This window comes from Pseudohongiella sp. (assembly GCF_040877505.1).
Lineage (GTDB): Bacteria > Pseudomonadota > Gammaproteobacteria > Pseudomonadales > Pseudohongiellaceae > Pseudohongiella.
The window spans coordinates 150,981-167,024 of sequence record NZ_JBBDNQ010000006.1 but is presented as its reverse complement, the minus strand read 5'-3'; the positions used below and the strand labels follow the sequence as shown (position 1 = coordinate 167,024).

Annotated in this window: 14 protein-coding genes; 8 read left to right on the top strand and 6 right to left on the bottom strand. The window is 55.5% G+C overall.

Translation table 11 applies throughout. The features are described from left to right. Nucleotides 1–56 precede the first annotated feature (56 nt). Genes WD071_RS00885 through WD071_RS00875 form a run of 3 tightly spaced genes read left to right on the top strand, consistent with a single transcriptional unit; the run spans nt 57 to nt 3,156 of the window. Nucleotides 57–1,322, top strand: coding sequence for a hypothetical protein (locus WD071_RS00885; protein ID WP_368046395.1), 1,266 nt, complete (start codon nt 57–59; stop codon nt 1,320–1,322). Beyond that, nucleotides 1,323–2,060, top strand: a complete 738-nt coding sequence (locus WD071_RS00880) for a molybdenum cofactor guanylyltransferase (RefSeq protein ID WP_368046394.1) — start codon at nt 1,323–1,325, stop codon at nt 2,058–2,060. Then, nucleotides 1,960–3,156, top strand: coding sequence for a GGDEF domain-containing protein (locus WD071_RS00875; protein ID WP_368046393.1), 1,197 nt, complete (start codon nt 1,960–1,962; stop codon nt 3,154–3,156). The genes WD071_RS00880 and WD071_RS00875 overlap by 101 nt, the downstream gene beginning before the upstream one ends. A 30-nt stretch (nt 3,157–3,186) precedes the next feature. Here WD071_RS00875 and WD071_RS00870 read toward each other — a convergent pair whose 3' ends face one another. Together WD071_RS00870 and WD071_RS00865 are read right to left on the bottom strand one after the other, a co-directional pair. Beyond that, a complete protein-coding gene (locus WD071_RS00870) occupies nt 3,187–4,350 on the bottom strand; it encodes an acyl-CoA dehydrogenase family protein (RefSeq protein ID WP_368046392.1) in 1,164 nt (387 codons plus the stop codon). Nucleotides 4,351–4,361: 11 nt separating this feature from the next. Beyond that, nucleotides 4,362–5,132: an SDR family NAD(P)-dependent oxidoreductase gene (locus WD071_RS00865; RefSeq protein WP_368046391.1), complete on the bottom strand. Its 771-nt coding sequence runs from the start codon at nt 5,130–5,132 to the stop codon at nt 4,362–4,364. 102 nt (nt 5,133–5,234) lie between these two features. On the opposite strand from WD071_RS00865, the gene WD071_RS00860 reads away from it, so the two are divergent. From WD071_RS00860 to WD071_RS00850, 3 genes are all read left to right on the top strand, one after another. Beyond that, nucleotides 5,235–6,329: a CaiB/BaiF CoA transferase family protein gene (locus tag WD071_RS00860; protein WP_368046390.1), complete on the top strand. Its 1,095-nt coding sequence runs from the start codon at nt 5,235–5,237 to the stop codon at nt 6,327–6,329. 62 nt (nt 6,330–6,391) lie between these two features. Beyond that, entirely contained in the window at nt 6,392–7,810 is a 1,419-nt protein-coding gene (locus WD071_RS00855; protein WP_368046389.1) for an amidase, read from the top strand. Nucleotides 7,811–7,933: 123 nt separating this feature from the next. Then, nucleotides 7,934–8,557 carry an inorganic pyrophosphatase gene (locus tag WD071_RS00850; RefSeq protein ID WP_368046388.1) on the top strand — a complete coding sequence of 208 codons (624 nt, stop codon included), beginning with the start codon at nt 7,934–7,936 and terminating at the stop codon, nt 8,555–8,557. Between the two features lie 22 nt (nt 8,558–8,579). On the opposite strand, the gene WD071_RS00845 is transcribed toward WD071_RS00850, so the two are convergent. Together WD071_RS00845 and WD071_RS00840 are read right to left on the bottom strand one after the other, a co-directional pair. After that, entirely contained in the window at nt 8,580–9,548 is a 969-nt protein-coding gene (locus tag WD071_RS00845) for an XdhC family protein (RefSeq protein WP_368046387.1), read from the bottom strand. A gap of 45 nt (nt 9,549–9,593) precedes the next feature. Next, nucleotides 9,594–10,994 (bottom strand): MATE family efflux transporter, encoded by a 1,401-nt coding sequence (locus WD071_RS00840; protein ID WP_368046386.1) that lies wholly within the window; start codon nt 10,992–10,994, stop codon nt 9,594–9,596. A gap of 372 nt (nt 10,995–11,366) precedes the next feature. Here WD071_RS00840 and WD071_RS00835 point away from each other — a divergent pair, with 372 nt between their 5' ends. Continuing rightward, nucleotides 11,367–12,395: a response regulator gene (locus WD071_RS00835; RefSeq protein ID WP_368046385.1), complete on the top strand. Its 1,029-nt coding sequence runs from the start codon at nt 11,367–11,369 to the stop codon at nt 12,393–12,395. Next, a complete protein-coding gene (locus WD071_RS00830) occupies nt 12,389–13,357 on the top strand; it encodes a diguanylate cyclase (protein ID WP_368046384.1) in 969 nt (322 codons plus the stop codon). Before WD071_RS00835 ends, WD071_RS00830 begins: the two co-directional genes overlap by 7 nt. A gap of 12 nt (nt 13,358–13,369) precedes the next feature. Here the strand turns inward: WD071_RS00830 and WD071_RS00825 are convergent, their stop codons facing one another. Continuing rightward, a complete protein-coding gene (locus WD071_RS00825) occupies nt 13,370–13,867 on the bottom strand; it encodes a methylated-DNA--[protein]-cysteine S-methyltransferase (protein ID WP_368046383.1) in 498 nt (165 codons plus the stop codon). Then, nucleotides 13,864–16,026 (bottom strand): PQQ-dependent dehydrogenase, methanol/ethanol family, encoded by a 2,163-nt coding sequence (locus tag WD071_RS00820; RefSeq protein ID WP_368046382.1) that lies wholly within the window; start codon nt 16,024–16,026, stop codon nt 13,864–13,866. Before WD071_RS00820 ends, WD071_RS00825 begins: the two co-directional genes overlap by 4 nt. Between the last annotated feature and the right edge of the window lie 18 nt (nt 16,027–16,044).

Here is a 16,044-nt window from a genome sequence, read left to right as displayed (position 1 = left end):
CAAGGGGAAAGCGGGTTTGCAATCGTTTGCCAACAGAACGCAGAAAAGGACAGAACATGAAACAGGACATAAAACAGAACACTAACATGAACACCTGTAAAACCCTGATCAGGCTGCTCGCTGGCAGTATATTTTCAACTGCACTGCTGGTATCCCTGCCACTGATGGCTGCGGAGAATTCAGCCGACAGCCTTGCCGCCGCTCTCAGCCAGGGCAACACCACGCTGTCATTCCGGCTGCGTCATGAAGACGTACAGGTTGATACGCCCTCACGCGACGCAACGGCCAATACCCTGAGATCCAGGCTGACCTATACCAGTGCCCGTTGGTCAGGCCTGGATGCCACTCTGGAGATGGACTATGTTGCCACCATTGGCAATGAAAAATTCAATAATACGCGCAACAATCAGTTTCTTTACGCTACCGTTCCGGACCCGGACGGTGCTGATCTGAATATCGCCGCCTTGCGATATCGTTTTGACACCGGCAGCGCAGTCATGGGACGCCAACGACTGGTGCGGGGCAACCAGCGCTTTATTGGCAGCGTTGGCTGGCGGCAGAACGAACAGACCTTTGATGCGCTCAACCTGTCCTGGCAGGCGAGCGCCAGAACTCAGTTCAGTTATGCCTGGATTGACAATACCCGTCGAATCTTCGGCCCCGACAAAGGCACACCAGCGGCAAAACTGGCCAGCAATCATCATTTGCTCGATGCCAGCATGGCCATAAGTGATGCCATCAACATCAACGCCTATTACTACGCACTTGACTTCGAGCAGGCCCCTGCGCTGTCTTCGCGTACCGCAGGCCTGACCCTGAGCGGCGCCGCTGATGCCGTCAACAGCCGACTGGACTATCGACTGGAAGCGGCGCGGCAGGATGACTACGGTAACAATCCGGTGAATTACGATGCAATGTACTGGCTGGCATCGGCAGGCCTCACGGCCCATGGCATCCGTATCGGATTCACTCACGAAATACTGGGCGCAGACAGTCGTAACAATGCTTCCGTACAGACTCCGTTGGCGACCCTGCATGCTTTTCAGGGCTGGGCTGATCAGTTTCTGACAACACCTGCGGTTGGGATTAAAGACAACAGTATTTCGGTGTCGGGGACGGTATCAGGCACTCGCCTGAGTGCAACGTGGCACGACTACCAGTCAGACACCCATGCCATGTCGCTGGGCAGCGAATGGAATCTGCAGGCCCACCGGGTATTTGCTGAGCGGTATACACTGACGCTGAAGTACGCCGATTATCAGTCGGATGGCTTCGGTAGCGATACACAAAAGCTGTGGCTGATGGCAGAGGCCAGATTCTGAATGCCAGCCATGACCGGACCTTACACCCTGATCATCCTCTGCGGCGGCGAAGGCAGCCGCATGGGAGGCGCCGATAAAGGCTGGCTCACGATTGCCGGTATACCGTTTGTCAGCGCTTTGCTGGACCGCTTTGCCGATCAGCCGCAGGTGAATATCCTGATCAGCGCAAACCGCCATCGGCAACGCTATGCCGCGCTTGGTTATGACGTGTTGTCCGACTTGCGGTCCGCACCATGCGGGCCACTGGCAGGTATCGAGGCCTGTATCCATGGCCGGCAGGCAGCACCGGTGGTCGTCATACCCTGCGATATGCCGAACGTTCCGTCCGACCTGCCCGAACGCTTGCTGGCAAGCTTGAACACGGCTGACGATATCGCCGTGGTCCATGATGGCAGGCAGGACCAGCCACTTTGTTGCGCATTTTATCCCCGGCGCTGGGCCGATGATCTGTCGGCACAGCTTGATCATGGCCACTATGGCGTCAGACACTGGCTGCGCGACAAGCCGGTAAACTATGTACATTTCGGGAACACAACGGATTTCATGAACGTGAATAACCCTGCGGAGCTGATGATGCTCAACGGCAAGACCATCACGACAGCTGTTACAAAAGAGAAAATCCGTTATACTCTTGCGAATGATCGATACAAAAATACAAGATTACACGATCTCCCGCTGGCACGCCGAATTCCTCGATCCGGCTGCAGAAGCCGCATATCACAGGCACGTCGAGGCTGACGTAGCCCTTTTCCTTGGCCGCGCCCTGAAAATATGGGCCTTCCTGCTGCTTATTTTTGCCTGGCCGGACTGGCTGGCACTGGGCTACAGTGACGGTTTTTTTATCCTGCTCTCCTTGCGCATCGCCCATGTCTGCCTGCTGCTTTGGCTGGCGCTCATGCTGTCTTACAAACCGCACTGGGCGACACTGGGCTGGCCTGTCACCCTGGTATCCATTGCCGGCTACCCCTTGTTTTTTGTCTATCCTTATATTTTGCCCGACGATGGTGCTTTCGGTTTGGCGATCATGATGATGATGATGCTGAGCCTGTATATTTTTGTACCCAACCGGCTGAAACTGATGAATCTGATTGCCGCGGTCGGTGTTGGCATGGTCATGCTCAATGTCATCATCGCCGGAGGCAGCGTGGTGGAAACCGTGCTGGTAGTCATGGTACTGGCTTGGCCGATTGCCATTGGTTTCGCTGCGGCACAACGCATCAACACCGGCAACCGCAAGGCTTTTGCGGCACTTGTCAGGGCGGAAAGTATCAATAAGGCCCTGACACAAGAGATAGATTACCGAAAAACCCTGGAGACCGAACTGCAGCGTCAGGCGCTGACCGATCCCCTGACCGGTCTGAGCAATCGTCGTCAGTACGAGTTGTTGTTCCGACGCGAGCTCGAAAGACACAGACGCCACGGCACACCGATTGCGCTTGGCATGATCGACCTGGATCATTTCAAACATATCAATGATGAACACGGCCATGAGTTCGGTGACCAGATATTAAATGCGGTTGCCGAGGCACTGCAGGAGCCCCTGCGCAGCGGCGACATCCTTGGCCGTTTTGGTGGTGAAGAATTTATACTGATCCTGCCTGACACCAGACTTGAACAGGCTGTTCAGGTTGCCGAACGCATGCGGGAATCGCTTCGCTCGATTGGCATCATCAAAAATGGCCAGACCATTCACATCACAGCAACCTTCGCTATGACCGAGGTCAGAGCAGAGGACTCGGAAATCAGCGATATCATTCGTCGTGCTGACGAAACCCTGTATAAAGGCAAACGTGCTGGCCGCGACCGGGTGATGGCTGCTGAATCTGCTGCATGACCAGCGCTTTACCCGAACCTGTCAAGCGCGTCATATATCGCGGGCAATCAACAACTTCATGATCTCGTTACTGCCACCGTATATTTTCTGAATACGGGCATCGACATACATCTTGGCGATGGGATATTCCATCATATAACCGTAACCACCAAAGAACTGCAGGCACTCGTCAACAATCTCGCACTGCTTCTGTGTTGTCCACCACTTGGCCATGGCCGCCGTAGACGCATCTAGCTTTCCTTCCAGTAACTTCATGGCACAATCGTCGACAAAAACACGGGCCAGGCGCGCCTCGGTCAAGCGCTCTGCCAATTTAAATTGTGTATTCTGGAAGTCCAGAATACGTTTACCAAACGCTTTGCGCTCCTTCACGTAGTCGCAGGTGTAAGCCAGCGCCCTTTCCATGGCAACACAGGCACTGACTGCGATAATCAAACGCTCCTGCGGCAATTGCTCCATCAGTTGTACAAAACCCAGCCCTTCGGACGCCCCAAGCAGATTTTCCGTCGGGATAAAAACATCATCAAAAAACACCTCCGATGTGTCCTGCGCCTTCAGTCCGATTTTCTCCAGATTGCGCCCACGCTTGAAACTGTCTTTGACCGCCGGTGAATCCGTTTCCAGCATCAGCAACGATACCCCCCTGCCGCCGGCACCGGGATCCGTTTTGACCACCACACAAATGAGGTTGGCCAGTTGCCCGTTGGTCAGAAACGTTTTTTGGCCATTGACCAGATAACCGCCATCAGTCTTCACTGCCGTTGTTGCCACCGCTTGCAGATCTGAACCCGTGCCCGGCTCGGTCATGGCGATAGCGCCTACCAGTTCGCCGGAGGCCATTCTCGGCAGCCAGCGTTGTTTTTGTTCTTCAGATCCATAATTAAACACGTAATGCGCGACGATACCGGAATGCACCGAGTTGCCGATGCCGGTCACTCCGGCGCGTGCCATTTCTTCCTCGATGACCATTTCATGACGAAAATCACCGCCGCCACCACCATATTCGGCAGGAATCGAGGCGCACAATATACCGGCCTGACCGGCCTTCAGCCAGGCGTCCCGGTCGACCACCCCTTGCTCGTCCCAGCGCTTGATATGCGGAACAAACTCCCGGTAAAAAAAACGCGCAATGTGCTCGCGCATGATGTTGAGTTCTTCATTCATCCAGGGTGGATTATGTGTCTGTACAGTCATGAAAAATCCTCTTAGCGTGCCGCCATGCGGATAGCCGCATCCAGTCGAATAACCTCACCGTTAAGGTAGGAACTGCCAACAATGTGAACAGCCAGATCAGCGAACTCCTCTGGCAGCCCCAAACGTTTAGGGAACTGGATCATGTCGATCAGTGCATCTTTTACCGGCTGAGGTGATGCCTGCATCAGGGGTGTGGAGAATATGCCCGGCGCCACCGTCATCACCCGTATTCCGTCACGCGCCAGGTCTCTGGCAATGGGTAAAGTCATGGATACGATACCGCCTTTGGACGCACTGTAGGCAGCCTGCCCCATCTGACCATCATAGGCAGCGACGGAGGCGACATTGATAATGACGCCACGCTCATCATCATCGGTTTGTGGTGCATTCTTCTGCATGGCCGCCGCACACAGACGCAGCACATTGAAGGTGCCCAACAGGTTGACCCGGATCACTCGCTGGAACTGTTCCAGCGGCATGGGCCCGTCCCGGCCCACGGTTTTAGCGGCGGCGCCAATTCCAGCGCTGTTCACATTGATATGCAGAGCGCCGAACGTGTCTACGGTTTTTTGCACCGCAGCCTGGACCTGTGCCTCATCGCTGACGTCACCGGCCGCCCAATTCGCGCAATTGCCAAGGTCAGCCGCCGCCGCCTTAACGCGCTCGGCATCCAGGTCAAAAAGCATGACGTTGGCACCCTCGTTAACAAAACGTTGTGCTGCAGCCAGACCCAGGCCTGACGCTGCACCGGTGATAAAGGCTGTTTTTTGTTTTAATTGCATGGTAAAACCTCGTGGCTGGCGGCCTGTCTTTTGTCAGCGAAGCGACAAGAATGTAAGATCACAGGCCTAAAATCAATAACAAAATGAATGAATTCATAAAACATGAGCGGACCGCTACAGGGATTCAGAATAATCGAAATGGCAGCCATAGGCCCGGTGCCCTTCTGCGGCATGATGCTGTCGGACATGGGTGCAGACATGGTACGTATCGACCGCAAAGGCAGCCCGGTCATGCACCCCGATAACCCGGTCAACCGGGGTCGTCGCTCAATTGCACTGGATCTGAAGCAGCCAAATGATATCGACACGGCACTGCAGTTGATCAGCCAGGCCGATGCCCTGATCGAGGGTTTCAGACCTGGTGTCATGGAACGCCTGGGCCTGGGGCCGACGCCGTGCATGGATCAAAATCCCCGCCTGGTCTATGGCAGGATGACGGGCTGGGGACAGACCGGTCCGTTGGCACAGGCGGCAGGCCATGATATCAACTATATCGCCCTCACCGGCGCCCTGCACGCCATGTCGCGCGACGGACAACCACCGTCGCCGCCGCTCAACCTGATTGGCGATTATGGCGGCGGCGCCATGCTGCTGGCCACCGGCGTGCTGGCGGCTCTGCTGGAAAGCAGCCGTTCAGGCATGGGCCAGGTCATTGATGCCGCCATGACGGACGGTTCCGCCATCCTGATGAGTCTGTTTCATGGGCTGCAGGCCGACGGTAGCTGGCGAGCGGAGCCGGGCACCAATATGCTGGACGGTGGCGCGCACTTTTATAACAGCTATACATGCGCCGACGGGAAATTCATCAGCATCGGTCCCATCGAGCCGCAATTCTACGCTGCCTTGCTGCAACGCTGCGAGATCGATGACCCGGCTTTTCAGGCGCAAATGGACACAGCGCAGTGGCCAGCCTTGAAGCAGAAGCTCACCGCCCTGTTCAAAACCCGCAGCCGTGATGAGTGGTGCGCACTGCTGGAAGGCAGTGATGTATGTTTTGCCCCGGTGCTGGATACACACGAGGCCGCCAGACATCCCCACAACAAGGCGCGGCAGACCTTTGTCACTCGCGATTCCATTACCCAGGCGGCACCAGCCCCGCGTTTCAGCAGAACACCGGCAACGATCAAAGGGCCGCCACCAGCGCCGGACCAGCAACGTAACGCGATCCTGCGCGACTGGCTGTCAGACACAAACTGACTTTTTGAAATGGCATGCTCGAAATGCCCGACTACAGCGGACTACACCGGACGACAGACACTATGCTGACTATTGACGAATATACCCGACTTGATGCCATCGCCATGGCGAAATTGCGTCAGACCGGTGAGACCAGCGCCAGCGAACTACTGGAATGCGCCTTCGCCCAGAGCGACAAACTCAATCCACAGCTCAATGCCATTGTGCATCAGGACCGGGAACACGCCCGTCAGCTCGCGCAGCAGATGGACACATCAACACCCGAAGGTCTGCTGGCGGGCGTCCCCTTTCTGATCAAGGAAGTAAACGCGGTGGCCGGCTGGCCGCATACCCGCAGCACCGCGGTTTATCGCCAGCACGTCGCCAGCAGTGACAGCGCCATCGTGCGCCGCTACCGGGACGGCGGTCTGATCCCTTTTGGCAGCACCAATACACCCGAATTGTGCCTGACCATCACCACTGAATTCTCGGTATTTGGCAGCAGCCGCAATCCTCACCAGCTCAATCACAGCAGCGGCGGTTCCAGTGGCGGTTCAGCCGCTGCGGTTGCCGCCGGCATCGTACCGGTAGCAGACGGCAGCGATGGCGGAGGCTCTATCCGCATTCCTGCTGCCTGCTGCGGACTGGTCGGACTGAAACCAAGCCGTGGCCTGAGCGTGGTTGAGCCTGACTTTGGCAGTGCCTGGAGCGGCATGAGCGTCGGCCATGTGTTGAGTCGTTCTGTGCGCGACAGTGCCGCTTTTCTGGATCTGCTGCGCTTACGGAAACCCGGCCTGTTCGCCTTGCCCGCGTTTGACGAATCCTATTACCAGACTTATCTGCACGAGCCCAAAAAACTCAGAATTGCCGTTCAGCGTCAGCACCCGGCAGGACTTGATGTGCATCAGGACTGCCTGCATGCGGTCGATTTTACCGCCCGCCAGTGTGAAAACGCAGGCCACTACGTGGAAGAAATAGCGCCGCCCATCGACTATACCGTTGCCGCAAAAGCAATGTCGACGCTGATCAATGTGCACGTCGGACAGATCCTCAGCACCGGGCTGGACATCAGTGGCAGGACCCTGGATCAGATCGACCTGGCTGAATCTACCAGACGCATGGCAGCCCATGGCATCAATACCCCGGCGGCAAAATACCTGGCCGCGCTGGATACCATTAAACAGATCGAACAACAGATGGCCACCTTTCATGAAAACCATGATCTGGTCCTGTCACCCGTTCTGGCACTACCTCCGGCAGAACTGGGCTGGCTGGACATGAACGCAGCCGATATCCGTGAATACGCGCGCCGCTATGCTGCCTACAGCCCATTCACCGCCCTGTATAACGGCACCGGGCAGCCAAGTATCTCCCTGCCCCTGCATAAAAATGCTGACGGCCTGCCCATCGGGGTCATGTTCAGTGCCGCCTGGGGCCAGGATCATGTCCTGCTGCAACTGGCCAATCAACTCCTGCCCGACATTGTGCCAATCGCCAGGTGATACGAGTGTCCTGTCCGGGTAGTCGTGCGCCTACACATCAGATCAGCCTGTTGTTATAATGCGCGCCTTTTACTGAAGCACCATTTTCCAACACCCCGTATCATCTACAGGATTCAATTGCTCATGAAACAGTCCCCTTCGTTCTCTCGCTGGCGCCCCCATCCCTGGCACGGCCTTGAAGTCGGCACAGACCTGCCTCGCGTGGTGAATGCCTACATCGAAATCAGCCCATTTGACCAGATGAAATATGAGATCGACAAGGACACCGGTTACCTGTGTATTGATCGTCCGCAGCGCACGTCGGCACAACAGCCCACGCTGTATGGTTTTATTCCCCGCACCTATTGTGGCGACCGGGTGCGTGATCTTATGCCGGGCGCTGAATGCGGTGATGGCGATCCGCTGGATATCTGCGTCATAAGTGAGCGACCGATTGACCGCACAGAGATTCTGATCAGAGCCAAAGTCGTAGGTGGTCTGCCCATGAACGATGGTGGCGAGGCCGACGACAAAATCATTGCCATTGTGCAGGATGATCCGGCTTACGGACACATGAATGATATTGCCGAATTGCCACCCATCCTGGTTGAGCGTATTGCCCACTACTTCAATACGTACAAGATGGTGCCCGGCAAGACCAATAAAGTGTCCATCGGCCCCGCCTATGGTTTCGACCATGCCTGCACCGTGCTGGCAGCGTCCATGGCCGATTACGACGAAGACTACGGACACCTGCAACAGGACTGATGCCATTTATCTGACGGGAGTCTTACTGCGTATTTCTGACCGACGTCAGTTCTGCCATAATGGAAATCGCGATTTCTGCCGGCGTTTTACTGCCTATCGAAAAACCGATAGGCGCATGCAGACGCGCGATTTCTTCAGTACTCAAACCCAGTTCCGGCAGGCGCAGACGCCGGTTGGCCGACGTTCGCTCGGATCCCATGGCGCCAATGTAGAAAGCATCGGTTTTCAGTGCTTCCATCAGCGCCATATCATCCACACGCGGATCATGTGCCAGGGCAATAATGCCGCTGTAGGGGTTGCTGAAGTGGTCGCGTACCACATCATCAGGCAAATCCGCAGACAGGTGCACGCCGTCTACCTGCCAGTTGTCAAGGTATGACGGACGCGGGTCACACAGCGTCACTTCATAATCCATGATCAGGGCCAGTTCAGCGACATAACGTGCCACATCACCCGCGCCCAGCAACAGCAAACGATAGCGGGGACTCAGGCTATGCAGCATTTCCCTGTCATCAAGCAGTACTGCCTCATCGGATGAGACCTGGCGCGTACTGATAGCACCGGTGATCAGGTCGACATGCCGACTGATACGCTGGTGGGCATTCAGGGCTGCGTCCAGTTGCGAAAAAACCACCTGCATCGCCTGCTCCGGAGCGATGAATTCAACCAATACATGCAATTGCCCGCCGCAGGGCAAACGCAGTCGCGCCTGCTCTTCGGCAGAAACACCATATTGCACAACAAAAGGCTTACGCTCGTTGTCGTAGCGCTGTTTAAGGCTTCCTTGTCGCAGCTGCTCAAGAAAATCTTCTTCGATACAGCCTCCGGAGATTGACCCCACCATTTCACCGCTTACGGTGCAGGCCATCATGGCGCCGACCGGACGAGGTGACGAACCCCAGGTTTGCAGAATCGTGCACAACCACACAGGTTTGTCCTGCGCCAGCCATGCTGAGACGCTGGCAATAATATGATGCTGACTACTTTGCATTGCTTACCTTCGTTTAACAATCAGCCCGGCAGTATTCACATCCAACTACACTGAGCGCCGTTTCCAGCTGCCGCGCATAAAAAGATACGTCCCAATGATGCCCATGGTCATATCCCCGATAAAGATTGACCAGTATACACCTTCAGCGCCCCATCCGGCTGCCATGGCCAACGACCAGGCCAGTGGTATCTGCACCAGCCAGAAACTGAATCCGTTTATCCAGGTAGGCGTCATGGTATCACCGGCACCGTTGAACGCCTGAGTGACTACCGAACCAATGGCCAGGAACACAAAGCCATAACTCAGAATGCGCAGACTCTGGATACCACTGGCGACCACATCAGGGTCCTGACTGAAGAATCCCATAACCCAGACTGGAAAAAAGATCAGCACCAGCGCCACCAGCAACATATAGGTAACGTTGTAACCCACCACCTGCCAGACCGTGCGTTCGGCGCGATCAGGTTTGCCGGCACCCAGATTCTGCCCTACCAGTGTTGCCACCGCATTGCTCAAACCCCAGGACGGCAGAATCACAAAAATGATGACCCGGATGGCAATGGTATAACCCGCTACCGCTTCATTGCCAAAATTTGATACCAGCCGCATCAGGAACACCCAACTCGCTGTGGCAATGAGAAACTGGGCGATACCCCCTACCGATATTCGCAACAGCTGGCGCACAATGGTCAGGCGCAATACAAGATCTGACAGTGCCAGACGAATACGGCGGTTGTGAGCGCACAGATAATAGAGCTGGTAGGCAACACCGACACCGCGGCCAATATTGGTCGCTACCGCAGCTCCGGTCAGACCCATTTCCGGAAACGGCCCCCAGCCATAAATCAGAACCGGGTCCAGGACAATATTGATACCATTGGCCAGTATCAGGGCACGCATCGCGATACTGGCATCACCGGCGCCTCTGAATATTGCATTGTTCAGGAACAGGAAAACAATGGTGAAAGAACCGGAGAACATAATGCGGGTGTAGGTTTCACCTGTTGCCAGTACCGCCGCATCCGCCCCCATCAAGGTCAGGATACGCCCGGCATAAAAGAAACCGAAAACACCGACCAGCACGGATACTGCCAGGCCTACCCAGATCGCCTGGCCTGCCACCACGGCCGCAGCCTGCGGATTATTTTCACCAATCCTCCGCGCCACCAGGGCCGTGGCTGCCATGCTCAAGCCGATAGCCACTGCATACAGCAATGAGATAACGGCCTCGGTGAGACCCACGGTGGCCACCGCTTCTGCGCCAAGCCCGGCAACAAAAAAGATATCCACGATAGCAAACACCGATTCCATCGCCATTTCCAGAATCATCGGCACCGACAACAGGAAGGTGGCCCGCGCGATGGACCCTTCGGTGTAATTAATGCTGGCGTTACCCACCAAAGCCTGTTTAAAAAGGCTCAGGCCAGCCCTGATTTTTCTGAACATGAAACTAACCCTGTTAACCGGTGATTGCCTGCTACACCTGCTGCGCTGACAACAACCAACGCTGGCTGCCGGGGGGCAGCATTTTATGTTACCGGTAAGCTATATTCTTGAAGGACACCCGATCACAGTGATCTGTGCCAGCATTGGAACTGGAAACGAGAACCGCGTCGCTAAATGACGACGGCGTCTCAAGCGGCTTTGGGAAAGCCTGAGGTTATTAGCTTCATGGGCCTGCGCTCCTGCAGTACGATGCCTGGCAGCATCATTTCAGGTAGAATTATAATCTGCAATTAGCGCCTTGTCTGCAGCTTTAATTGTCACAATATGTTACTGTAATAGGTAATTTACTATCAAATTCCGGATTTTACCCGCGTGACTTTAGCCGTTCTGATTTGTGATGATTCTGCCATGGCCAGAAGGCAGATGGCCCGATCCCTGCCCTCGAACTGGGATATCGCCGTCAGTTTTGCTGAGGATGGCAAACAGGCGATTAATGCGATTCATCAGGGTAAAGCAGATTTGCTGTTTCTTGACCTGAATATGCCGGTAATGAACGGCTACGAAGTGCTGGATCAGATCCGTCGTGAGGACCTGCCAACCATGGTTCTGGTCGTCTCCGGCGATATTCAGACTGAGGCTCGCAACCGGGTCATGGCGACAGGTGCGCTTGATTTTCTCAGAAAACCCGTCGCCCCTGAGCAAATCTCTGAAGTCCTGGACCGGTACGGCATATTGTCAATTGCCAGTAGCAAGGATCATATACCGGGCGGATCACATTCGGTCGATTTACCAAAAGCGGATTTCCTGCAGGCATTTGGCGAAGTCGTTAATATCGCCATGGGTCAGGCCGGCAGCCGGCTCAGCGAGTTATTGGGAACATTCATACAGCTGCCGGTACCCTATGTAGTCACGACACCTTACGAGAAACTTGCCCGTCATCTCCCGTATGATGACGGCACCCCCATGAGTGCCGTGTCACACGGATTCAGTGGCAATGGTGTGGCGGGCGAGGCCATCGTCCTGATACGATCGGATGGTTTTTCCGATCTTGAGTCACTGGTGGCACTGGACATGCCGGAAGGCAGTAACTCGGAAACCGGAATTCTGACCGACCTGTCAGAATTACTCGTGGGATCCTGTCTCAAAGGTATCAGCCAACAACTGGATATTGAATTCAATCACAGCTACCCGGTCATGCTGGGACATGGACATGAATGCCCCATTTTGCTTGATTGCGAGGCAAATCCATTAACCGTTCTTGCCGTCAATATCTCTTTTCATTTGTCAACGCCGGATATGGACTGTCATCTGCTGTTACTGATGACGGAGGACTCAATACCCGCACTGCGCGCCAGGGTTGAAATCCTGATGCACGACTCGCTGGACGGGACATCATGCTAAAGGATAAAACCCCCGGCACCGACATGGACAGCCTGCATCTGCTCACGCAATTGCTGCAGACTCTCGATAATGGACTGATTCTGCTGGATACCGATTATCAGGTTCAGTTATGGAACAGTTTCATGGAGAATCATAGCGGGATACCCACCAGTCATGCCCGCGGCCAGAATCTGTTCAAGTTATTTCCTGAATTGCCGGAAAGCTGGTTAAAGCGAAAGATAGATTCTGTGTTCAGCCTGCAAAGCCGCGCCTTCTGCACCTGGGAAGAACATCCGCGCATGTTCAACTTTAAAAGCACTCGTCCGCTGACCGGGCATTCGGCCCTGATGTATCAGAATATTACCTTGATACCGTTGAGCGGCCTAAATGGCAACATCACCAATGTCTGCCTGCTGGTTTACGATGTCACGGAAATTGCGACGCGCAAGAATGAACTTGAATTCGCCAACAAAACACTCAAGAAATTGAGTCGCACCGACAAACTTACCAGCCTGTTCAACCGGGGTCACTGGGAAGAGCGACTGGAACAGGAGTTCAAACGGTGCCAGCGCAGCAAACGCCCGGCATCGTTAATTCTTTTTGATATAGATCATTTCAAGACGTTTAACGACACCCACGGACATGCTGCCGGCGATGAAGTACTGCGGCACGTAGGACAAATCGTCAGTCATGAACAGCGCGCTACTGACATCTCCGGCCGCTATGGGGGCGAAGAGTTCGGTATCATCCTGCCGGAAACCAATCAGGATCAGGCCTTGCTGTTCGCCGAGAGACTGCGAGAGAAAATAGCCAATACGATCGTTGACTGGGAGGATACCCCGCTCAGAGTTACCGTCAGCCTGGGCGTCGCGGAATACTTCGATGAGCTTGAAGACTATCAGGACTGGCTGGAGCTGAGTGACAAGGCACTGTACCAGGCCAAGGAAAACGGACGTAATCGAAGCAGTGTGCCTGCCACCTGAATCAGACAGGCATCATTGTAATGTGAACGGCGTATGGGTCTGTTCCAGCGCCAACAGGAATTTCTTGCACGCCAGTCCGCCGCCAAAACCGGTCAGGTCGCCATTGCTGCCGATCACACGATGGCAGGGAATCACGATGGGCAAGGGATTCTGGCCATTGGCAGCACCTACCGCACGGCTTGCTTCCGGCTTGCCAACCAGCGCGGCAATATCACCATAACTCCTGGTTTCGGCGTAAGGTATTTGCCGCAAAGCCTGCCACACCTGCAACTGGAAGCCGGTACCTTCCGGCCGCAGTGTCAGATCAAACTCAGTCAGCTCACCTGCGAAATAGGCAGCCAACTGGTGTTTGACGGCACTGAACAATTCGTTGCGCCGCAGCCAGTCCGGCGCCGGTTGCCGGGCTGCTTTGCCACTTGGAAAGCTGATCAGTGCCAATGCACTTTCATCACCCGCCAGCAATAATTTGCCAACGGGTGAATCATAGTAACTGTAGAACGTTTCGCTCACTGAGACTCCAGCAAAGCGTTGGCACGCAGGATCACATACTGCAGCACAGCTTCGGAATCGGATTCCTCCAGCTGCCCGGCAAAAGACACCATGCCACCCGATGCCAGTTCGCCCTCAAGAACCACCGCATTCCAGTCCTCAATATCATGCAATCGATCCGTGTAGCGCAGATCCGGGAACACACCCGCACCATCGCTGGCAGCATTGTTACCGTGACACACGCTGCAGTATTGACCATAAACCTGCTCGCCGTGCGCCAGCATTTCGTTATTGGCCAGCAAAGGCGGCGGGTTGAGTTCGCGGTCTTCAGCAACGGCAACCTCAGTGGGTAACTGATGAGTACCGTTCAGCGTGTAGACCAGCAAACGTGAATTATTGCTGGATTCACGCGTTGTGGATCCGATGGCCCCGGGTCCGTCCTGCGGTAACGCACGTGAGCCGGTCAACACCGCCACGTACTGCTGCCCGTCAATGGCATAGCTGACCGGTGCAGCCACAGTGTGAGACTGCGTAATCGCACTCCACAGTCTTTCGCCGTCGGTGTCACGGTAGGCGACAAATTCGCCCGCCGCATTGCCCTGAAACACCAGGCCACCAGCAGTCGACATCACACCCGCAGCCGCTGTCGGCGACAATTGCGGCTGACGCCACACTTCTTCCTGTGCAATCGGGTCCCAGGCCAGCAGATAAGCTTTGCGCTCCGGTGCAGCATCCCCGGCAGCGGCAACCAGACGAGCGCCTTCGGCCAGATCTGTGCCGGTATTCCAGCCACGGTCAGACCGTTCAAACTCTTCCTGCGCGTGGTAACCCATATAGTTTTCAGTCGCCGGCAGGTAAGCCAGATCAGTGTTCTGGCTGAAAGACATCGGGTACCAGTTGTGTCCGCCCAGCGCCCCCGGCTGGACAATGATGGGTTGCTTGGTGACATCGTAGCGGGCTTCGGGAATTTCTACCGGCCGCCCGGTTTCCAGATCAATGTGGGTCGCCCAGCTCACCGGCACAAAATTCTCAGCCGACAACAGCCGCCCGGTCAGGGCATCCAGCACATAAAAGAAACCGTTTTTCGGTGCCTGCATGACCACCCGCCGATCTTCACCGCCGATATTGAGATCAGCCACAATGATCTGCTGGGTAGCAGTGTAATCCCAGGTTTCCCCTGGTGTGGTCTGGTAGTGCCAGACGTAACTGCCGTCATCGGGATTGATGGCCACAATCGAGGTCAGGAACAGGTTGTCACCACCGCCGGGGCTACGCAGTGACTGATTCCACGGGGAACCATTGCCAACACCGATGTACATCAGATTTGAATCCGGGTCGTAGGCCATGGAGTCCCAGACCGTGCCGCCACCGCCCATCGCCCACCACTCGCCGGTCCAGGTCTCTGCGGCCATTTCCAGTTCGGGTTGTTCAAAGCCGTTTTCGGGATTGCCCGGCACCGTGTAGAAACGCCAGTGCTCCTCCCCCGTATCTGCATCATAGGCCGTAATATAACCACGTACCCCATATTCACCGCCGCCATTGCCAATAATGACCTTGCCATCAACAATACGCGGCGCACCGGTAATGGTGTATGGCTGCGACTGATCGGTGGTGACCACGCTCCAGATCTGCTCCCCGGTTGTCGCGTCCAGTGCAATCAAACGCCCATCCAGCGCACCAAAAAATATTTTCCCGTCCCACGCAGCAACACCACGGTTGACAACATCACAACACGCATCCACCCCCCGGGCACGATCCACTTCGGGGTCAAATTCCCACAGCAGGCTGCCATCTTCTGCATCAAACGCTTTGACCATGCTCCAGGCGGTGGTGATGTAGATAGCACCGTCCACAACGATCGGCGTGGCTTCCTGCCCGCGACTGGTATCAAGGTCTGCCGACCAGGCCAGACCCAGTTGATCTACCGTGTCGACATTGATCTGATCCAGCGGGCTGAAGCGCTGCTCCCAGTAATTTCGCCCGGTTGACATCCACTGACCCGGCTCGCTATCAGCGGCTACCAGGCGTTCTGTAGTCACCGACGCACTGTACTTTGGCATGGGTGCCGGTGCTGGCGCCTCAGGTGCACTGGCAGTGGTATCGGGCTGCTCGGCCGGACCACATGCAGCCAGTGCCAGGACCGCTGCTGCCAGTACAGAAAGGTGTTTATGCTTGTTCATGTTGTGTCCCCTGAATCT